The sequence below is a fragment of the Nocardia niwae NBRC 108934 = DSM 45340 genome (genome assembly GCF_001613465.1).
Taxonomy (GTDB): Bacteria; Actinomycetota; Actinomycetes; order Mycobacteriales; family Mycobacteriaceae; genus Nocardia; species Nocardia niwae.
On the sequence record NZ_BDCK01000016.1, the window covers coordinates 253,755 to 267,465 of the forward strand.

Sequence of the window (13,711 nt, forward strand, 5' to 3'; positions counted from 1 at the left end):
GATGCGGATCCGTTTCGACCGAACGCGGTGGACGGCGGGCTTGGCGGCTGTCGCGCTGATCGCCGCTGGCTGCGCGACCGGCGCCGACGAATCGGCCGCCGGACTGTCCGACGCGCTCGGCACCACCAGCGACGTCAATCCCAAGAACCGCGACGAGGTGCGTGAAGGCGGCAATCTGCGCCTGGCGGTCACCAGCTTCCCGGCGAACTGGAACACCCTGTCCAATGACGGGAACGACGGCGAGATCGCCGATATCGAGCGCCCGCTCATGCCGCGCGCGTTCGACGTCGACGCGGCAGGCAACCTCTCCGTGAACAAGAACTTCTTCACCGACGTCGCGCTGACCGGCACCGAACCACAACAGGTCACCTACACCATCAATCCCGCGGCGGTCTGGTCCGACGGGACGCCGATCACCTGGGAGGACATCGCCGCGGAAGCGCACGCCCTGAGCGGCCGCGACAAACGCTTCCTGATCGCGATCACCAACGGCTTCGAGTTCGTCGACAAGGTCGAGCGCGGTGTGGACGACCGGCAGGCGATCCTCACCTTCAACCATCCCTACGGCGAATGGCGCGGACAGTTCGCGGGCAACTCCTCGCTTTTCCCGAAATCCGTGACAGCGAACCCCGAATCGTTCAACAAGGGACTCGTAGACCGGCTCGGCCCCAGCGCAGGCCCGTTCGTCGTCCAATCCACCGACCGCGTCCAGGGCCGGATCGTGCTCAGTCGTAATCCGAGGTGGTGGGGTGAGACACCGAAGCTGGACACCATCACCTACAGCGTGCTGGATCAGGCGGCCTGGACCGGCGCCCTGCAGAACAACGAACTGGATCTCGTCCGGCTGGCCTCGATCGACGAGGTCAAGACCGTCCGCAATACCAACGGGCTGGTGATTCGCCGCGCGCCCGGTAACCGCTGGCGGCACATCACCTTCAACGGCGCGCCCGGCTCCATTCTCGCGGATGCGCGCGTGCGCGTTGCGATCGCCAAGGCCATCGACCGGCAGGGCATCGCGACCGCGACGCAGAACGGTCTGGTCGAGAGCCCGAAGCCGTTGAACAACCACATCTTCCTGCAGGGGCAAGATGGCTACCAGGACAATTCGGCGCCGGTGGCCTACGACCCCGACCAGGCGGCGCAGGAACTCGACGCGCTCGGCTGGAAGCTCAACGGTGAAGTCCGCGAAAAGGACGGCCGCAAGCTGGAAATCCGCGACGTGATGTACAACGACCCGCTGTGGGTACAGATCGCGCAGATCATCCAGCAGAATCTGGCCCGGATCGGCGTGCGGCTCACCATCGACACCAAGCCCGGGGCCGGTTATTTCACCGACGTCATCATTCCCGGTGATTTCGACGCCGCACAGTTCATCTTCTCCGGGGATGCCTTCGCGATGAGCTCGATCCGGCAGATCTACTACTACGACCCGAACGATCTGCAGGGCAACTTCGGCCGCATCGGTTCCCCCGAATTGAACGCGCTGATCGAGCGCACGCTGACCGAACTCGATCCGAAGAAGGCGATCGAACTGGCCAACGAGGTCGACCGCAAAGTGTTCGAGGAAGGCCATTCCCTGCCGCTGACCCAGTCCGACGGTAGTTTCGGCGCCCGCGCGGACCTCGCCAATATCGGTTCCCCCGGGCTGGCGTCCTACGACTACACCAAGATCGGATTCGTGAAATGAGACCAGCACAGCCAACCCAGAACCGCCGGAGGCGGACACGCAACGTGATGGTCCGGGCCCTCACCGTGGGCACGGCGCTCGCGCTGCTGGTCGGCTGTGGCTCGGGCGGTAGCGAGGTGAAGTCGGGTTCCAACGCGCTGGGTTCGACCAACGACATCAATCCCCGGGAGCCGGGTGAACTGCGCGACGGCGGCAACCTGCGCCTGGCCATCACCAATTTCCCCGCGACGTTCAATCCGCACCACGTCGACTCCGACGGTGACCTCGCCGAGGTGGTCGACTGGGCATTGCCAGGGCCGATCACCGGCAACGCCGCGGGCGAGCTGTCGATCGACCACAACTTCTTCACCGACATCGCACTGACCGAGACCGAGCCGCAGCGGGTGGTCTACACCATCAACCCCAAGGCGGTCTGGTCCGACGGCAGCCCGATCACCTGGGAGGACCTGCGGTCCCAGGCCGAGGCGCTGAGCGGCCGCAACACGGAATACCGGGTCGCCGCGACCCAGGGCTACAGCAGGCTGGCAAAGGTCGAGCGCGGCGTCGACGACCGCCAGGCAATCGTGACCTTCGCGCAGCACTACGCGGAGTGGCGGGGCCTGTTCGGTCAACTGATGCCGAAGGAGTCGACCGAGACGCCGCAGGCATTCAACGAGCGCGACCGCAACGGTCTGGCCAAATCGGCAGGGCCGTTCGTGGTCACCTCTGTCGACCGAGCACAGCAACGCATCGTGCTCAGCCGCAATCCGAAATGGTGGGGTGAAACACCCAAGCTCGACACCGTCACCTACAGCGTGCTCGACTATTCGGCCCGCCTCAACGCCTTGCAGAACAATGAACTCGACGCCATCGATATCTCGGGCATCGAGGAGGTCAAGTCCGCGACCAATTCGCCGGGCATCATCGTGCGCCGCGCCTCGCGTCCGTACAACTCGCACATCACCTTCAATGGCGCGCCGGGGTCGATTCTGGCGGATCCACGCCTGCGCGTCGCGATCGCGAAGGCGATCGATCGCCAGGGCATTGTCACCGCGCTGCAGAACGGCATCGTGGAGAATCCCAAGCCGCTGAACAATCACATCTACCTCGACGGGCAGAAGGGTTACCAGGACAACTCCGCGGTGATCGCCTACAACCCCGACGAGGCCGCCCGCATGCTCGACGAACTCGGCTGGAAGCTCAATGGCGACGTCCGCGAGAAGGACGGACGACAGCTGGTGATCCGGGATGTGATGTTCCAACAGGACACCTGGGTGCAGATGGCCCAGATCATGCAGCAGAACCTGGCGCGGGTCGGGGTGAAACTGGTGATCCAGACCTTCCCCGGCAACGGCCTGTTCACCGACGTCATCGACCCGGGCAACTTCGACATCGCCCAGTTCAGCTGGCAGCGAAGCATCTTCCCGCTGGGCGCGCTGCCGCAGATCTACGCGTACGACCCGGCGAACACGCTCAGCAACAAGGGACGGATCGGGTCACCCGAACTGAACGAGCTGATCGAGCAGATCATCTCCGAACTCGACCCCGAGCGGGCGATCGAGCTGGCGAACAAGGCCGACCGGATGATCTTCGAACTGGGTCACTCGGTGCCCATCGCGCAATCGCCCGGCAACGTGGCCGTCCGTGCGGGGCTGGCCAATTTCGGCGCCTTCGGCCTGGCTTCCACGGACTACCTGCGGGTGGGCTTCGAGAAGTGAGGCTCTTTCCGTAGGACGCAACGAGCAGGAAGGATCACCATGCGGATTACCTCTGCGTGTGCCCGGCTGGCATTGTCTCTGGTCGTCGTCGGGCTGACCGTTACCAGTTGCGGCGGCGACAATGCCGCGGTGCCGGGCACCAGCACGGTCGGCAGCACCAACGACATCAATCCGAGGGACCCCAGCGAACTGCGCGACGGCGGCAATCTGCGGTTGGCGCTCACCAACTTCCCGGAAACCTTCAACTACCTGCATGTGGACGGCGGCACCGAGAGTGTCTTCTCCATAGTCGAAGCGACGATGCCCACCGCCTTCGTCAGCGACGCGGCGGGACAACTGAGCATCGACCACGACTTCTTCACCGATATCAAGCTGACCGGGACCGGCCCTCAGCAGGTGGAGTACACCATCAACCCGAAGGCCATGTGGTCCGACGGCTCCCCGATCACCTGGGAAGATTTGCGGTCTCAGGCGAACGCCCTGAGCGGTAAGGACAACGCGTTCCTCGTCTCGGGCACCGGCGGTTTCGAACGAGTCGGCAGGGTCGAGCGCGGTGCGGACGACCGGCAAGCCGTGGTGACCTTCGACCGGCCCTACAGCGAATGGCAAGGCCTGTTCAATCCGCTCTACCCGAAGTCGGTCACCGCCACGCCCGACACCTTCACCAACGCGGCCAAGAACGGGTTGCCGGTCAGCGCGGGCCCCTTCGTGGTCAGCTCCATCGATCGCAGCCAGAATCGCATCGTGCTCGGGCGCAATCCCCGATGGTGGGGCGATACGCCGAAGCTGGATTCGGTCACCTTCAGCGTGCTCGACCACTCGGCCTGGCTGCCCGCGATCCAGAACAACGAGCTCGACATCGCCTACATGTCCGGCATCGAGAACGTCAGCGCGGCGCGCAATGCCGCGAACGTGGTCATCCGGCGCACGCCGGAGCCGACCTGGTCGCACATCACGTTCAATGGAGCGCCCGGTTCCCTGCTCGCCGACCCGCAGCTGCGGGTCGCCATCTCCAAGGCGATCGACCGGCAGGGCGTGGTCACCGCCTCCCAGCACGGCGTCGTCGATGATCCCAAGCCATTGAACAATCACGTCTTCGTGGCGGGGCAGAAGGGCTACCAGGACAACGCAGCGCCCATCGCCTACGACCCCGACGAGGCGGCCCGCATGCTGGACGCGCTCGGCTGGAAACTCAACGGCGACGTGCGCGAGAAGGACGGCCGTAAGCTCGAATTGCGCGATGTGATGTACCAGCAGGACCAGTGGGTGCAGACCGCGCAGATCGTGCAGCAGAATCTGGCGAAAGTCGGCGTGAAGCTGAGCATTCAGACGGTGCCGGGCACGGGACTGTTCACCAATGTCATCGACCCCGGCAACTTCGATCTGGCCCAATTCAGCTGGAACGGTAGCGTTCTCCCGCTGAGCGGGCTGCGGCAGATCTACTACTACGATCCGGCCGATCTGCAAGGCAACAAGGCACGGATCGGCACCCCGGAACTCAACGCGCTGATCGACCGGACCCTCTCCGAGCTCGATCCGGACAAGGCCATTCAGCTGGCCAACGAATGCGATCGGATGATCTTCGAAGAGGGCTACTCCGTTCCACTGCACCAGGCGGCCGGCACCTACGCCGCCCGGACCGATCTGGCGAACTACGGTGCGTTCGGCCTCGCCTCGCGCGACTACACCAAGGTCGGCTTCCTGAAGTGAGCGCCGGGCCGGGCCATCCGCTGGCCTATCCGCTCGTGGTGACGATCGGCGCCCTCGCGGTCTGTGCCGCTTGGGCGCCGTTCGGCACTGTGGATCAGGTGGCGGCCATGGTCGCCGTCGCCCTCGGCATCGTCGGATACACCGCGTACCGGCTAGGCATCGCCTTCGGCGTGCTCCCGTTCTGGCGTTCGGGCGCCCCGCGCACCGTGCGGGTCACCCGGATCCGCCAGCAACATCGCCTGGACAGCCGGTCGTGGTTGCAAGTCGACGGCAGCGGACGGCCGCGGTGGCTTCCGGTGTACTTCGAGCCAGCGCTGATCGTCCTCACCGAGACCGAAGCGGAACTCACCGACCGCACGATCCGCGTCGCCGGACGACGGCTCTACCCCTCCGGCCGCCTCCGCGACGCCGAACCGCCCGGTCGGCTCGTCGACAATCCCAGCCGCCCCGATCCGGACGCGCCCGCTCATACCGCGAAGGCAACCCGACTGGGCCGTCGCCTCCTGCTCGACGCCCAATCCACCGTCGCCGCACCGATCGTCGCTTTCTTGTGGGTCTATATCGACGGCGGCGGCTTCCCCGTCTTCCTGGCGGCCACCACCATCGGCGCCGCGTGCGCGATCTGGCTCTCCGCCGTCCAGGGCTCCGATCCCAGCTGACATCCGCCCCCGCGTGGATCGCCGACTGTCCAGCTCGGCCCGACGGTGGGGCGAATCGGCTCCGCCCCACCGTCGGTGTTGTCACGCCGTCGGTGCTAGTCGATGCCGAACGGTGCGGCGTAACGAACCGTGCCGCGCGGTAGCGGGTGAGCAGGGTTCAGCGTCAGCGCCATCAACGCCTCGTCCGGGACGTCGATGGTGAGGCCGATTCCGTGCTCGGACGCCCGGCGGAACCCGAAGCGCGGGTAGTACGCCGGATGACCGAGCACGATGACGAAACGCTCGCCCATCCGCGCCGCGGCCGCGAGCGCGGCCCGGATCGCGGCGGAACCCGCACCGGTCTTCTGGTAGTCGGGCAGCACAGCGCACGGGCCGAGGCACAGCGCGGGCGTCGTGTTCACATGGCAGCGCGTCAGCAGCGCGAAGGCGACCGGGGTGTCGTCCGGCAGCGTGCTGACGATCGACAAACCGTCGATCCATGCGGGGTCGTCGCGCAGTGCGTCGACCAGCTCGGCCTCCTCGGCTCGCTCGAAGGCCGCGACGTTGATCTCGTGGATCGCGGGGATATCGGCATCGGTTTCGGCGCGCACGCGCCAATCGATGGTGGAACTCAACTCGGATTCTCCGTGCTCTTGATGGTCGGGCCCGGTCACGGACACAGCACCACCGTCACGCGAGCCGAAAGGCTCGCAACACGAACGCCGGACGAAGAGGGATCAGACCGGGACCCGAGACGTCGGGACAGTCCGGGCGTCGCGTCTGACGGCGATCTTCGGCGCGGTCATCCCGCCCCACCTCCTGCATGTGACTCCACCTGGATACGGACGAGCGATGCTAGCTCGCGCGATACCAGGTGGGCCACCGAATAAAGCCTTCCGCTCACGACAGCAGCGAATTGGTCTGACCACTTGACCTTCTGACCAAGCAGGCGCACAGTGGACGCATGGCGTTGCAACCTGTGGTCAAGCGGTCGGTGTCGGCGGATGTGTTCGAGCAGATCGCCGCGGATGTGCTCAGCGGTGAGCTGGCGCCCGGGGCGACTTTGCCCAGCGAGCGGCAGCTGGCGGAGGCGCTCGGGGTGTCCCGGCCCGCGGTGCGGGAGGCGCTTCAGCGGCTGGCCGCGGCCGGGCTGGTGTCCGTGCGGCAAGGAGACGCGACCACCGTCCTGGACTATCGGCGCGGTGCGGGACTCGAGGTTCTTCCCAGGTTGCTGGTGCAGGCGGGGGAACTGGACCCCGCGGTCGCGCGCAGCATTCTGGAGGCCCGGCTGCACAACGGGCCGAAGGCGGCGGAGTTGGCCGCGCGCCGGGTAGGCACGATCGGCGCCGACGGGATTCGCCCCCTGCTGGAGGCATCCGTCGAAGCGCTTGCCGCCGAACAGGACCCGATCGGGCAGCAGCGGCACGCGATGGAGTTCTGGGATCACGTCGTGGACGCGGCCGACTCGATCGTGTTCCGGCTGATGTTCAACATGTTGCGCGCCGCCTATGAACCGGCGCTCGCGGCGCTGGCCCCGATCATGTCCGCCGAGGTGGGCAACGTCGAGGCATACCGCGAACTGGCCGCCGCCATCGCTGCGGGCCGGCCGCAGAAGGCCGCCACCACCGCTCGGGCGCTGCTCGAGCCGGCGACCACCGTCCTGATCGAGGTCCTCGGCGGACCGCCGGTCACGCACAGCTAGGAACGAACATGACGAAATCCAAAGCCTCCGAACGCGCCTCGGTCGATGCGGACGCGCGGGCGCGGGTCCGCCGGGACGAGCGGGCGTTGCGTCGCGGGCTCACCCTGGGCCAGGCCTTCGAAGAATTCGTCCGGCACCCCTCCCCGTGGCTGATCGGGATTACGCTGGTCGGCGCGCTGATCGCGCGCGTAATCGTCGGCGACTGGCAGCCGACCGATCTGCTGGTCCCCGCCGTGATGCTGGCGTTCTTCCCGGTCTTCGAATGGATCGTGCACGTCACCGTGCTGCATTGGCGGCCACGGCGGCTCGGCCCGCTCGCGCTGGACAGCGAATTGGCCCGCAAGCACCGCGAGCATCACGTCGATCCGCGCGACATCCCGCTGATCTTCATTCCGACGAGAACGCTGGCGGTGCTGGTCGTGGTGTTGCTCGCGCTGGCGGCGTTCGCCTTCCCCCGCGTCGGCCTCGGCCTGACCTTCCTGATCACCATCACCTTGCTCGGCCTCGGCTACGAGTGGACGCACTACCTGATCCACACCGACTACAAGCCGAAAGGCTCGCTCTACCGGGCGGTGTGGCGCAACCATCGCCACCACCACTACAAGAACGAGCACTACTGGTTCACGGTCACCAGTTCGGGCACCGCCGACCGCCTCTTCGGCACCTACCCCGACCCGGCCACGACCGAGACCTCACCTACCGCGCGCAACCTGCATTCGGCCTGACCCCAGCAGGTGCCGCCCCGCGACGTCAGCGGGGCGGCACCGGTGCGCATGTCCACCTCCGCACCACCCGTACGCGGCATTCGGACTGCGGCTGAGGCCGCCCCGCGACGACTCCACCGGGCGGGCACGCCGGTCAACACGGCAACAGCCCCGACCGCCACAGTCGGCATGCCGATGCCGACAACAGCGGGGTTCCGGCGACGACTGCCCCGGCGCCGCTCAGTGCACAGGGTGGTGCTTCGAGAAATCCGGCGATCCGCGCCCGGCATCGCCCTGGATCGAGCTGCCCCGGCGCGGCGGTTTCGCGGTGAAGCGCCCGTCTCACCCGCTTCATCGGTCCTCGGCAAAGTTTCGAACCCTCCCGGGAGCAGGCCGCAACACGACGCGGAGTATGCGCGATCGCCACGGTCGAATTACCGAGTACACGATGGCGCACCGCCGCACACCGGCCGGTGGCTCTGATTACGTTGCGAGCAGACGCTCCGCGATGGCGCGGGCACGAGACGCCGCGTCCGGAGTGCCCTCGCGGACGGCGGTGACGATCGCTCCGTCGACCAGCAGCGCGAGTTCGGCGGCCAGTGCGGCGGCGTCGGGCCTGCCCGCCTCGGTGAGCAGTTCGCTCAGGTACTCGATGACGCGGCGCTTGTGCCGATCGGCGACCTGATGCGCCGCGCTGCCGCGATCGGCGACCTCGACCATGGTGTTGATGAACGCGCAGCCACGAAAGTCCTTGCGGGCGAACCGTTCGGCCAGGGCGTCGAAGACCGCGAGCGGCCGGGCGGCGGGGTCTCCGTTCTTCGCCTCGACCGATTCCCGCAGCCAGCTCAGCCAGCGGCGGTCGCGGTCCTCCAGCACCGCGACGACCAGTTCGTCCTTGCTCGCGAAGTGGCGGTAGAAGGAGGCACGGCCTACGCCGGACTCCTGGAGCAGGCGATCGACGCCGACGGCGCGAATTCCTTCGGCATAGAACAGCTCTTCCGCGGTGGTGAGCAAACGCTGCTTGGCCTGGGTTGGCATGACGCCACGATACCAGAACGGAACTGATCAGTACCATCTTGCTTGACGTAGACGGAACCAGTCAGTACCGTCTTGATTCGGAACCAATTGGTTCCGTCTTGTCCGAGCTGGAGGCTTCGATGTCCCGCCTGCCCCTTGTGTCCCCCGACTCCGCCGATGCCGAGCAAGCCGACCTACTCGGCGAGGTGCAGCGCCAGCTGGGCCGGGTCCCGAATCTCTATGCCGCCATGGCGAACAGCCCCGCCACCCTGCGGGGATACCTGGACCTGCGCGACGCCCTCACCAAGGGAAAGCTCTCGGCCCGCGTGCGTGAACAGCTCGCCTTGTTGGTCGCAGACGAGAACGGTTGCGACTACTGCACCGCCGCGCACACCATGCGCGCCGAGCGGATGGGCTTCACCGAGCAGGCGATCACCGACACCCGCGCGGCGCGCGCCGACGACCCGCACGCCGACGCGATCCTGCGCGTCGCCCGCGACGTACTCCGCTCCCGCGGCCGGATCGGCGACGCCACGCTCGTCTCGGCACGCTCTCGCGGGGTGAGCGACGCCGAATTCGGCGAGATCGTGGGCCACGTCGCGCTGAACATCTTGTCCAACTACTTCAACCACGTCGCCGAGCCGGAACTCGACTTCCCGCCGGCGGCGCCGACGAAAGGTGCCGGAATGGAAGCGAAATGGCGGCCCGCGAGCAAGGTCGTCCTGGTCGAGGGCTACTCCCTGCAGGACAGGGAGGGGCGGACCACACGCACCGTCGATGACGTCCGGATCGCGATCGAGGGCGGGTTCCTGCACGTCAAGGTGTCCGACTCCGCCGACGTGCAGGTGGTCTCGGCGCCCGCCGTCGCGCTGGTGACCTACCACTGAGCCCGTTTCACCCGGCCCGGTCCTCGAATCATGTCGAGGGCCGGGCTTTCTGCTGCCCGGACTTGACATCTTTATACCCTAGGGGGGTATGGTAGTAATCGTATTCAGGGACGACCACAGGAGGACACCGACCATGAGCACCACCACCGTGACCGTCACCGGCATGACCTGCGGCGGCTGCGCCGCCTCGGTCCGCACCGAGATCGGCCGTCTCCCCGGTGTCGATTCCGTGGCCGTCGAGCCGGTCGGCGGGCTGGTGACCGTCCAGAGCGCGAGCCCCATCGAGCGCGCGGAACTCACCGCCGCCGTGGCCCGCGCGGGCTACGCGGTCGCCGACTGAGGACGGAGCACTCCGATGAACGCATCCACCAAGTTCGGCGGCTTCGCCCTCGGCCTCGCCGCCGTCTTCGGGCTCGCCCTCGCGGCCGGTTCGGTGATCGGGCCCGAGCCCGCCGAACCCACCGCCCACGACGGGAACGCGCACGACGCCGACCTCGCGCAGCGCGAGGCCCACGCACTACCTGGAGGAATGATGGCCACCGACCGCGGCTACACCCTGCGGCTGGACACCGACCAGACCAACGCCGCGGGGAACGTACCGCTGCGCTTCGCGATCCTCGACCGCGACGGAAAGCCCGTAACGCGGTACGTGCGCAGCCACGACAAGGACCTTCACCTGATCGTCGTGCGCCGCGATATGGCCGCCTTCCAGCACGTGCACCCGGCGCTCGACGGCAACGGAACATGGAGCGTCCCGCTCGACCTCACCCGCGCCGGTGACTACCGGGTGTTCGCCGACTTCACCCCGGAGGGCGGCGACAACCTCACACTCGGCGCCGACCTGCGGGTGGCGGGCCGCTACGACCCCCAGCAGTTGCCCGCGGCGGCCGCCACCGCGACCATCGGCGACTACACGGTCACGCTGGACGGCGCTGTCGTCCCGGGCCGGGCCTCGAAGGTGACCCTGTCGGTGAGCCGGGCGGGCAAGCCGGTGACGGATCTGCAACCCTACCTCGGGGCTTACGGCCACTTGGTGGCCCTGCGCGCCGCCGACCTGGGCTATCTGCACGTCCATCCGGAAGGCCACCCCGGCGACGGCGTGACCGCGGCCGGACCGGGCATCACCTTCGCCGTCACCGCGCCGAGCGCGGGCGACTACCGCCTGTTCCTCGATTTCCAGCACGAGGGCGTGGTCCGCACCGCCGAATTCACCCTGACCGTCGCGCCGGGTACCCCCGCCGTAGACGCCTCGAACCACAGCGAACACACTGGTCAGCAGCCGGCGCCGGACGGCCACGCGCACTGACCCGACGACCGTCCGCGCACAGAACGGAGCACCACGATGACCACCGCGACTCAACCGCCGCCCTCCGGGCAGGTCGAACTCGTGATCGGTGGAATGACCTGCGCGTCCTGCGCCGCCCGGATCGAGAAGAAGCTGAACAAGCTCGACGGCGTCACCGCGACCGTGAACTACGCCACCGAGAAGGCCAGGGTCGAGGTCACCGGTGACGTCTCGCCGGACGACCTGATCGCCACCGTCGAACAGGCGGGTTACACCGCCACCCTGCCCACTCCGCCGAAGCCGCGGGAGGACGCCGCCGAGGAAGATCCCGCCGCCGCCCTGCGCACCCGCCTGCTGGTCTCGCTGGTGCTGTCGGTGCCGGTGATCGCCATGGCGATGATCCCGGCCCTGCAGTTCACCAACTGGCAGTGGCTGTCGCTGACCCTGGCCGCGCCGGTGGTGGTGTGGGGTGCGCTGCCGTTCCACCGCGCGGCATGGACCAACCTGCGCCACGGCGCGTCGACCATGGACACCCTGGTGTCGATGGGGACGCTGGCCGCACTGGGCTGGTCGCTGTACGCGCTGTTCTGGGGCACCGCGGGCACGCCGGGCATGACGCATCCGTTCGAGCTCACCATTTCGCGGATGGACGGCACCGGCAGCATCTACCTCGAGGCCGCGGCGGGCGTCACCACGTTCATCCTGGCCGGACGATTCTTCGAGGCGCGCGCCAAGCGGCGCGCGGGTGCGGCGCTGCGGGCCCTGCTCGAGCTGGGGGCCAAGGAGGTCTCCGTCCTGCGGGACGGAACCGAGCAGCGTATTCCGGTCGAGCAGCTGCGGGTCGGCGACCGGTTCGTGGTGCGGCCCGGCGAGAAGATCGCCACCGACGGCATCGTGACCGAAGGTTCCTCCGCCGTCGACGCCTCGATGCTCACCGGTGAATCGGTGCCGGTGGAGGTGGGCCCGGACGACGTGGTGGTCGGCGCCACCGTCAACGTCGGCGGACGGATCGTGGTGCGTGCCACCAGAATCGGTTCCGACACCCAGCTGGCGCAGATGGCGAAGCTGGTCGAAGACGCGCAGACCGGCAAGGCGCAGGCTCAGCGGCTGGCCGACCGGATCTCCGGGTTCTTCGTGCCGATCGTGATCGCGCTGTCGGTCGCGACGCTCGGATTCTGGCTCGGCACCGGCGGTTCGGTGGCCGCGGCGTTCACCGCGGCGGTGGCGGTGCTGATCATCGCCTGCCCGTGCGCACTCGGACTGGCCACGCCGACCGCGCTGATGGTCGGCACGGGGCGCGGCGCGCAGCTGGGCATCCTGATCAAGGGCCCGGAAGTGCTGGAGTCGACCCGGCGGGTGGACACGGTCGTGCTGGACAAGACCGGCACGGTCACCGCGGGCAAGATGACGTTGCTCGAGGTGATTCCCGCCGAGGGCGAGGAAGTTTCGCGGATTCTGGAACTGGCCGGAGCACTGGAGGATTCCTCCGAACACCCGATCGCCCAAGCCATCGCCAAGGGAGCCCGCGAGCGGGTGGGCGCGTTGAAGCCGGTCGAGGATTTCGCGAATGTCGAAGGTCTGGGCGTGCAGGGCATGGTGGACGGTCACGCGGTGCTGGTCGGGCGGGCCCGGCTGCTCGCCGACTGGTCACAGCACCTCGACGAAACCTTGACCGAGGCGATGCGCGCGGCCGAAGCCGAGGGCAAGACCGCTGTCGCGGTGGGCTGGGACGGCGCGGCCCGCGCCGTGCTCGTGGTGGCCGACGCGGTGAAGTCGACCTCCGCCGAGGCGATTTCCCAGCTGCGCTCCCTCGGGCTCACCCCGATCATGCTGACCGGCGACAACCGGGCCGCCGCCGAGGCGATCGCCGCGCAGGTCGGCATCGACGAGGTGATCGCGGAAGTGCTGCCACAGGACAAGGTCGACACGGTCAAGCGGTTACAAGCCGAGGGCAAAGTGGTCGCGATGGTGGGCGACGGCGTGAACGACGCCGCGGCGCTGGCCCAGGCCGATCTGGGCCTGGCCATGGGCACCGGCACCGACGTGGCCATCGAGGCAGGCGATCTGACCTTGGTCCGTGGCGATCTGCGGGCGGCGGCGGACGCGATCCGGCTGTCGCGCCGCACCCTCGCGACCATCAAGGGCAACCTGTTCTGGGCCTTCGCCTACAACGTGGCCGCGATCCCGCTGGCCATGGCGGGCCTGCTGAATCCGATGCTCGCGGGCGCCGCGATGGCGTTCTCCTCGGTCTTCGTGGTGAGCAACAGCCTGCGGTTGCGCGGTTTCCGCTCGACGGCGAACTGAACACCGGATGGGACGGCACGCGCAGTGTCGTCCCATCCGTGCGTCAGCGGCGAACCTCTCGCCACACTCTGCTCCGGGGC

General features: G+C 67.8%; 12 protein-coding genes. 10 read left to right on the top strand and 2 right to left on the bottom strand.

Annotated features, from left to right (window positions below):
* Position 1: 1 nt before the first annotated feature.
* Genes NNI01S_RS08355 through NNI01S_RS08370 form a run of 4 tightly spaced genes read left to right on the top strand, consistent with a single transcriptional unit; the run spans position 2 to position 5,753 of the window.
* Positions 2 to 1,687, top strand: a complete 1,686-nt coding sequence (locus tag NNI01S_RS08355) for an ABC transporter family substrate-binding protein (protein ID WP_063019176.1) — start codon at positions 2 to 4, stop codon at positions 1,685 to 1,687.
* 47 nt (positions 1,688 to 1,734) lie between these two features.
* The gene (locus NNI01S_RS08360; protein ID WP_063019178.1) at positions 1,735 to 3,384 is read left to right on the top strand and encodes an ABC transporter family substrate-binding protein; all 1,650 of its coding nucleotides are present in this window, start codon (positions 1,735 to 1,737) and stop codon (positions 3,382 to 3,384) included.
* Between the two features lie 39 nt (positions 3,385 to 3,423).
* Complete coding sequence (locus tag NNI01S_RS08365; RefSeq protein ID WP_063019180.1) at positions 3,424 to 5,094, top strand: ABC transporter family substrate-binding protein; 1,671 nt, start codon at positions 3,424 to 3,426, stop codon at positions 5,092 to 5,094.
* Positions 5,091 to 5,753, top strand: a complete 663-nt coding sequence (locus tag NNI01S_RS08370; protein WP_174554374.1) for a hypothetical protein — start codon at positions 5,091 to 5,093, stop codon at positions 5,751 to 5,753. The genes NNI01S_RS08365 and NNI01S_RS08370 overlap by 4 nt, the downstream gene beginning before the upstream one ends.
* 95 nt (positions 5,754 to 5,848) lie before the next feature.
* Here NNI01S_RS08370 and NNI01S_RS08375 read toward each other — a convergent pair whose 3' ends face one another.
* On the bottom strand, positions 5,849 to 6,367 hold the full coding sequence (locus tag NNI01S_RS08375) for a GNAT family N-acetyltransferase (protein WP_063019452.1): 519 nt from the start codon (positions 6,365 to 6,367) through the stop codon (positions 5,849 to 5,851).
* Positions 6,368 to 6,696: 329 nt separating this feature from the next.
* Here NNI01S_RS08375 and NNI01S_RS08380 point away from each other — a divergent pair, with 329 nt between their 5' ends.
* The gene (locus NNI01S_RS08380) at positions 6,697 to 7,434 is read left to right on the top strand and encodes a FadR/GntR family transcriptional regulator (RefSeq protein ID WP_063019182.1); all 738 of its coding nucleotides are present in this window, start codon (positions 6,697 to 6,699) and stop codon (positions 7,432 to 7,434) included.
* Positions 7,435 to 7,442: 8 nt separating this feature from the next.
* The gene (locus NNI01S_RS08385) at positions 7,443 to 8,159 is read left to right on the top strand and encodes a sterol desaturase family protein (protein ID WP_084488637.1); all 717 of its coding nucleotides are present in this window, start codon (positions 7,443 to 7,445) and stop codon (positions 8,157 to 8,159) included.
* Positions 8,160 to 8,621: 462 nt separating this feature from the next.
* Here the strand turns inward: NNI01S_RS08385 and NNI01S_RS08390 are convergent, their stop codons facing one another.
* Positions 8,622 to 9,176 (bottom strand): TetR/AcrR family transcriptional regulator, encoded by a 555-nt coding sequence (locus NNI01S_RS08390; RefSeq protein ID WP_063019185.1) that lies wholly within the window; start codon positions 9,174 to 9,176, stop codon positions 8,622 to 8,624.
* A 119-nt stretch (positions 9,177 to 9,295) separates the two neighbouring features.
* On the opposite strand from NNI01S_RS08390, the gene NNI01S_RS08395 reads away from it, so the two are divergent.
* The 4 genes from NNI01S_RS08395 (at position 9,296) to NNI01S_RS08410 (ending at position 13,631) form a co-directional block, all read left to right on the top strand.
* Positions 9,296 to 10,042 carry a carboxymuconolactone decarboxylase family protein gene (locus NNI01S_RS08395; protein ID WP_063019456.1) on the top strand — a complete coding sequence of 249 codons (747 nt, stop codon included), beginning with the start codon at positions 9,296 to 9,298 and terminating at the stop codon, positions 10,040 to 10,042.
* Positions 10,043 to 10,175: 133 nt separating this feature from the next.
* The gene (locus NNI01S_RS08400) at positions 10,176 to 10,382 is read left to right on the top strand and encodes a heavy-metal-associated domain-containing protein (protein ID WP_063019187.1); all 207 of its coding nucleotides are present in this window, start codon (positions 10,176 to 10,178) and stop codon (positions 10,380 to 10,382) included.
* 15 nt (positions 10,383 to 10,397) lie between these two features.
* Positions 10,398 to 11,348, top strand: coding sequence for a DUF8832 domain-containing protein (locus NNI01S_RS08405; protein WP_063019189.1), 951 nt, complete (start codon positions 10,398 to 10,400; stop codon positions 11,346 to 11,348).
* A gap of 36 nt (positions 11,349 to 11,384) precedes the next feature.
* Positions 11,385 to 13,631: a heavy metal translocating P-type ATPase gene (locus NNI01S_RS08410; protein WP_063019191.1), complete on the top strand. Its 2,247-nt coding sequence runs from the start codon at positions 11,385 to 11,387 to the stop codon at positions 13,629 to 13,631.
* Positions 13,632 to 13,711: the final 80 nt, after the last annotated feature.

Excerpts from the sequence above, each read along its gene's own strand:
- NNI01S_RS08355 (WP_063019176.1), top strand. The coding sequence starts at position 2 with ATGCGGATCCGTTTCGACCGAACGCGGTGGACGGCGGGCTTGGCGGCT.
- NNI01S_RS08360 (WP_063019178.1), top strand. The coding sequence starts at position 1,735 with ATGGTCCGGGCCCTCACCGTGGGCACGGCGCTCGCGCTGCTGGTCGGC.
- NNI01S_RS08365 (WP_063019180.1), top strand. The coding sequence starts at position 3,424 with ATGCGGATTACCTCTGCGTGTGCCCGGCTGGCATTGTCTCTGGTCGTC.
- NNI01S_RS08380 (WP_063019182.1), top strand. The coding sequence starts at position 6,697 with ATGGCGTTGCAACCTGTGGTCAAGCGGTCGGTGTCGGCGGATGTGTTC.
- NNI01S_RS08385 (WP_084488637.1), top strand. The coding sequence starts at position 7,443 with ATGACGAAATCCAAAGCCTCCGAACGCGCCTCGGTCGATGCGGACGCG.
- NNI01S_RS08390 (WP_063019185.1), bottom strand. The coding sequence starts at position 9,176 with ATGCCAACCCAGGCCAAGCAGCGTTTGCTCACCACCGCGGAAGAGCTG.
- NNI01S_RS08395 (WP_063019456.1), top strand. The coding sequence starts at position 9,296 with ATGTCCCGCCTGCCCCTTGTGTCCCCCGACTCCGCCGATGCCGAGCAA.
- NNI01S_RS08400 (WP_063019187.1), top strand. The coding sequence starts at position 10,176 with ATGAGCACCACCACCGTGACCGTCACCGGCATGACCTGCGGCGGCTGC.
- NNI01S_RS08405 (WP_063019189.1), top strand. The coding sequence starts at position 10,398 with ATGAACGCATCCACCAAGTTCGGCGGCTTCGCCCTCGGCCTCGCCGCC.
- NNI01S_RS08410 (WP_063019191.1), top strand. The coding sequence starts at position 11,385 with ATGACCACCGCGACTCAACCGCCGCCCTCCGGGCAGGTCGAACTCGTG.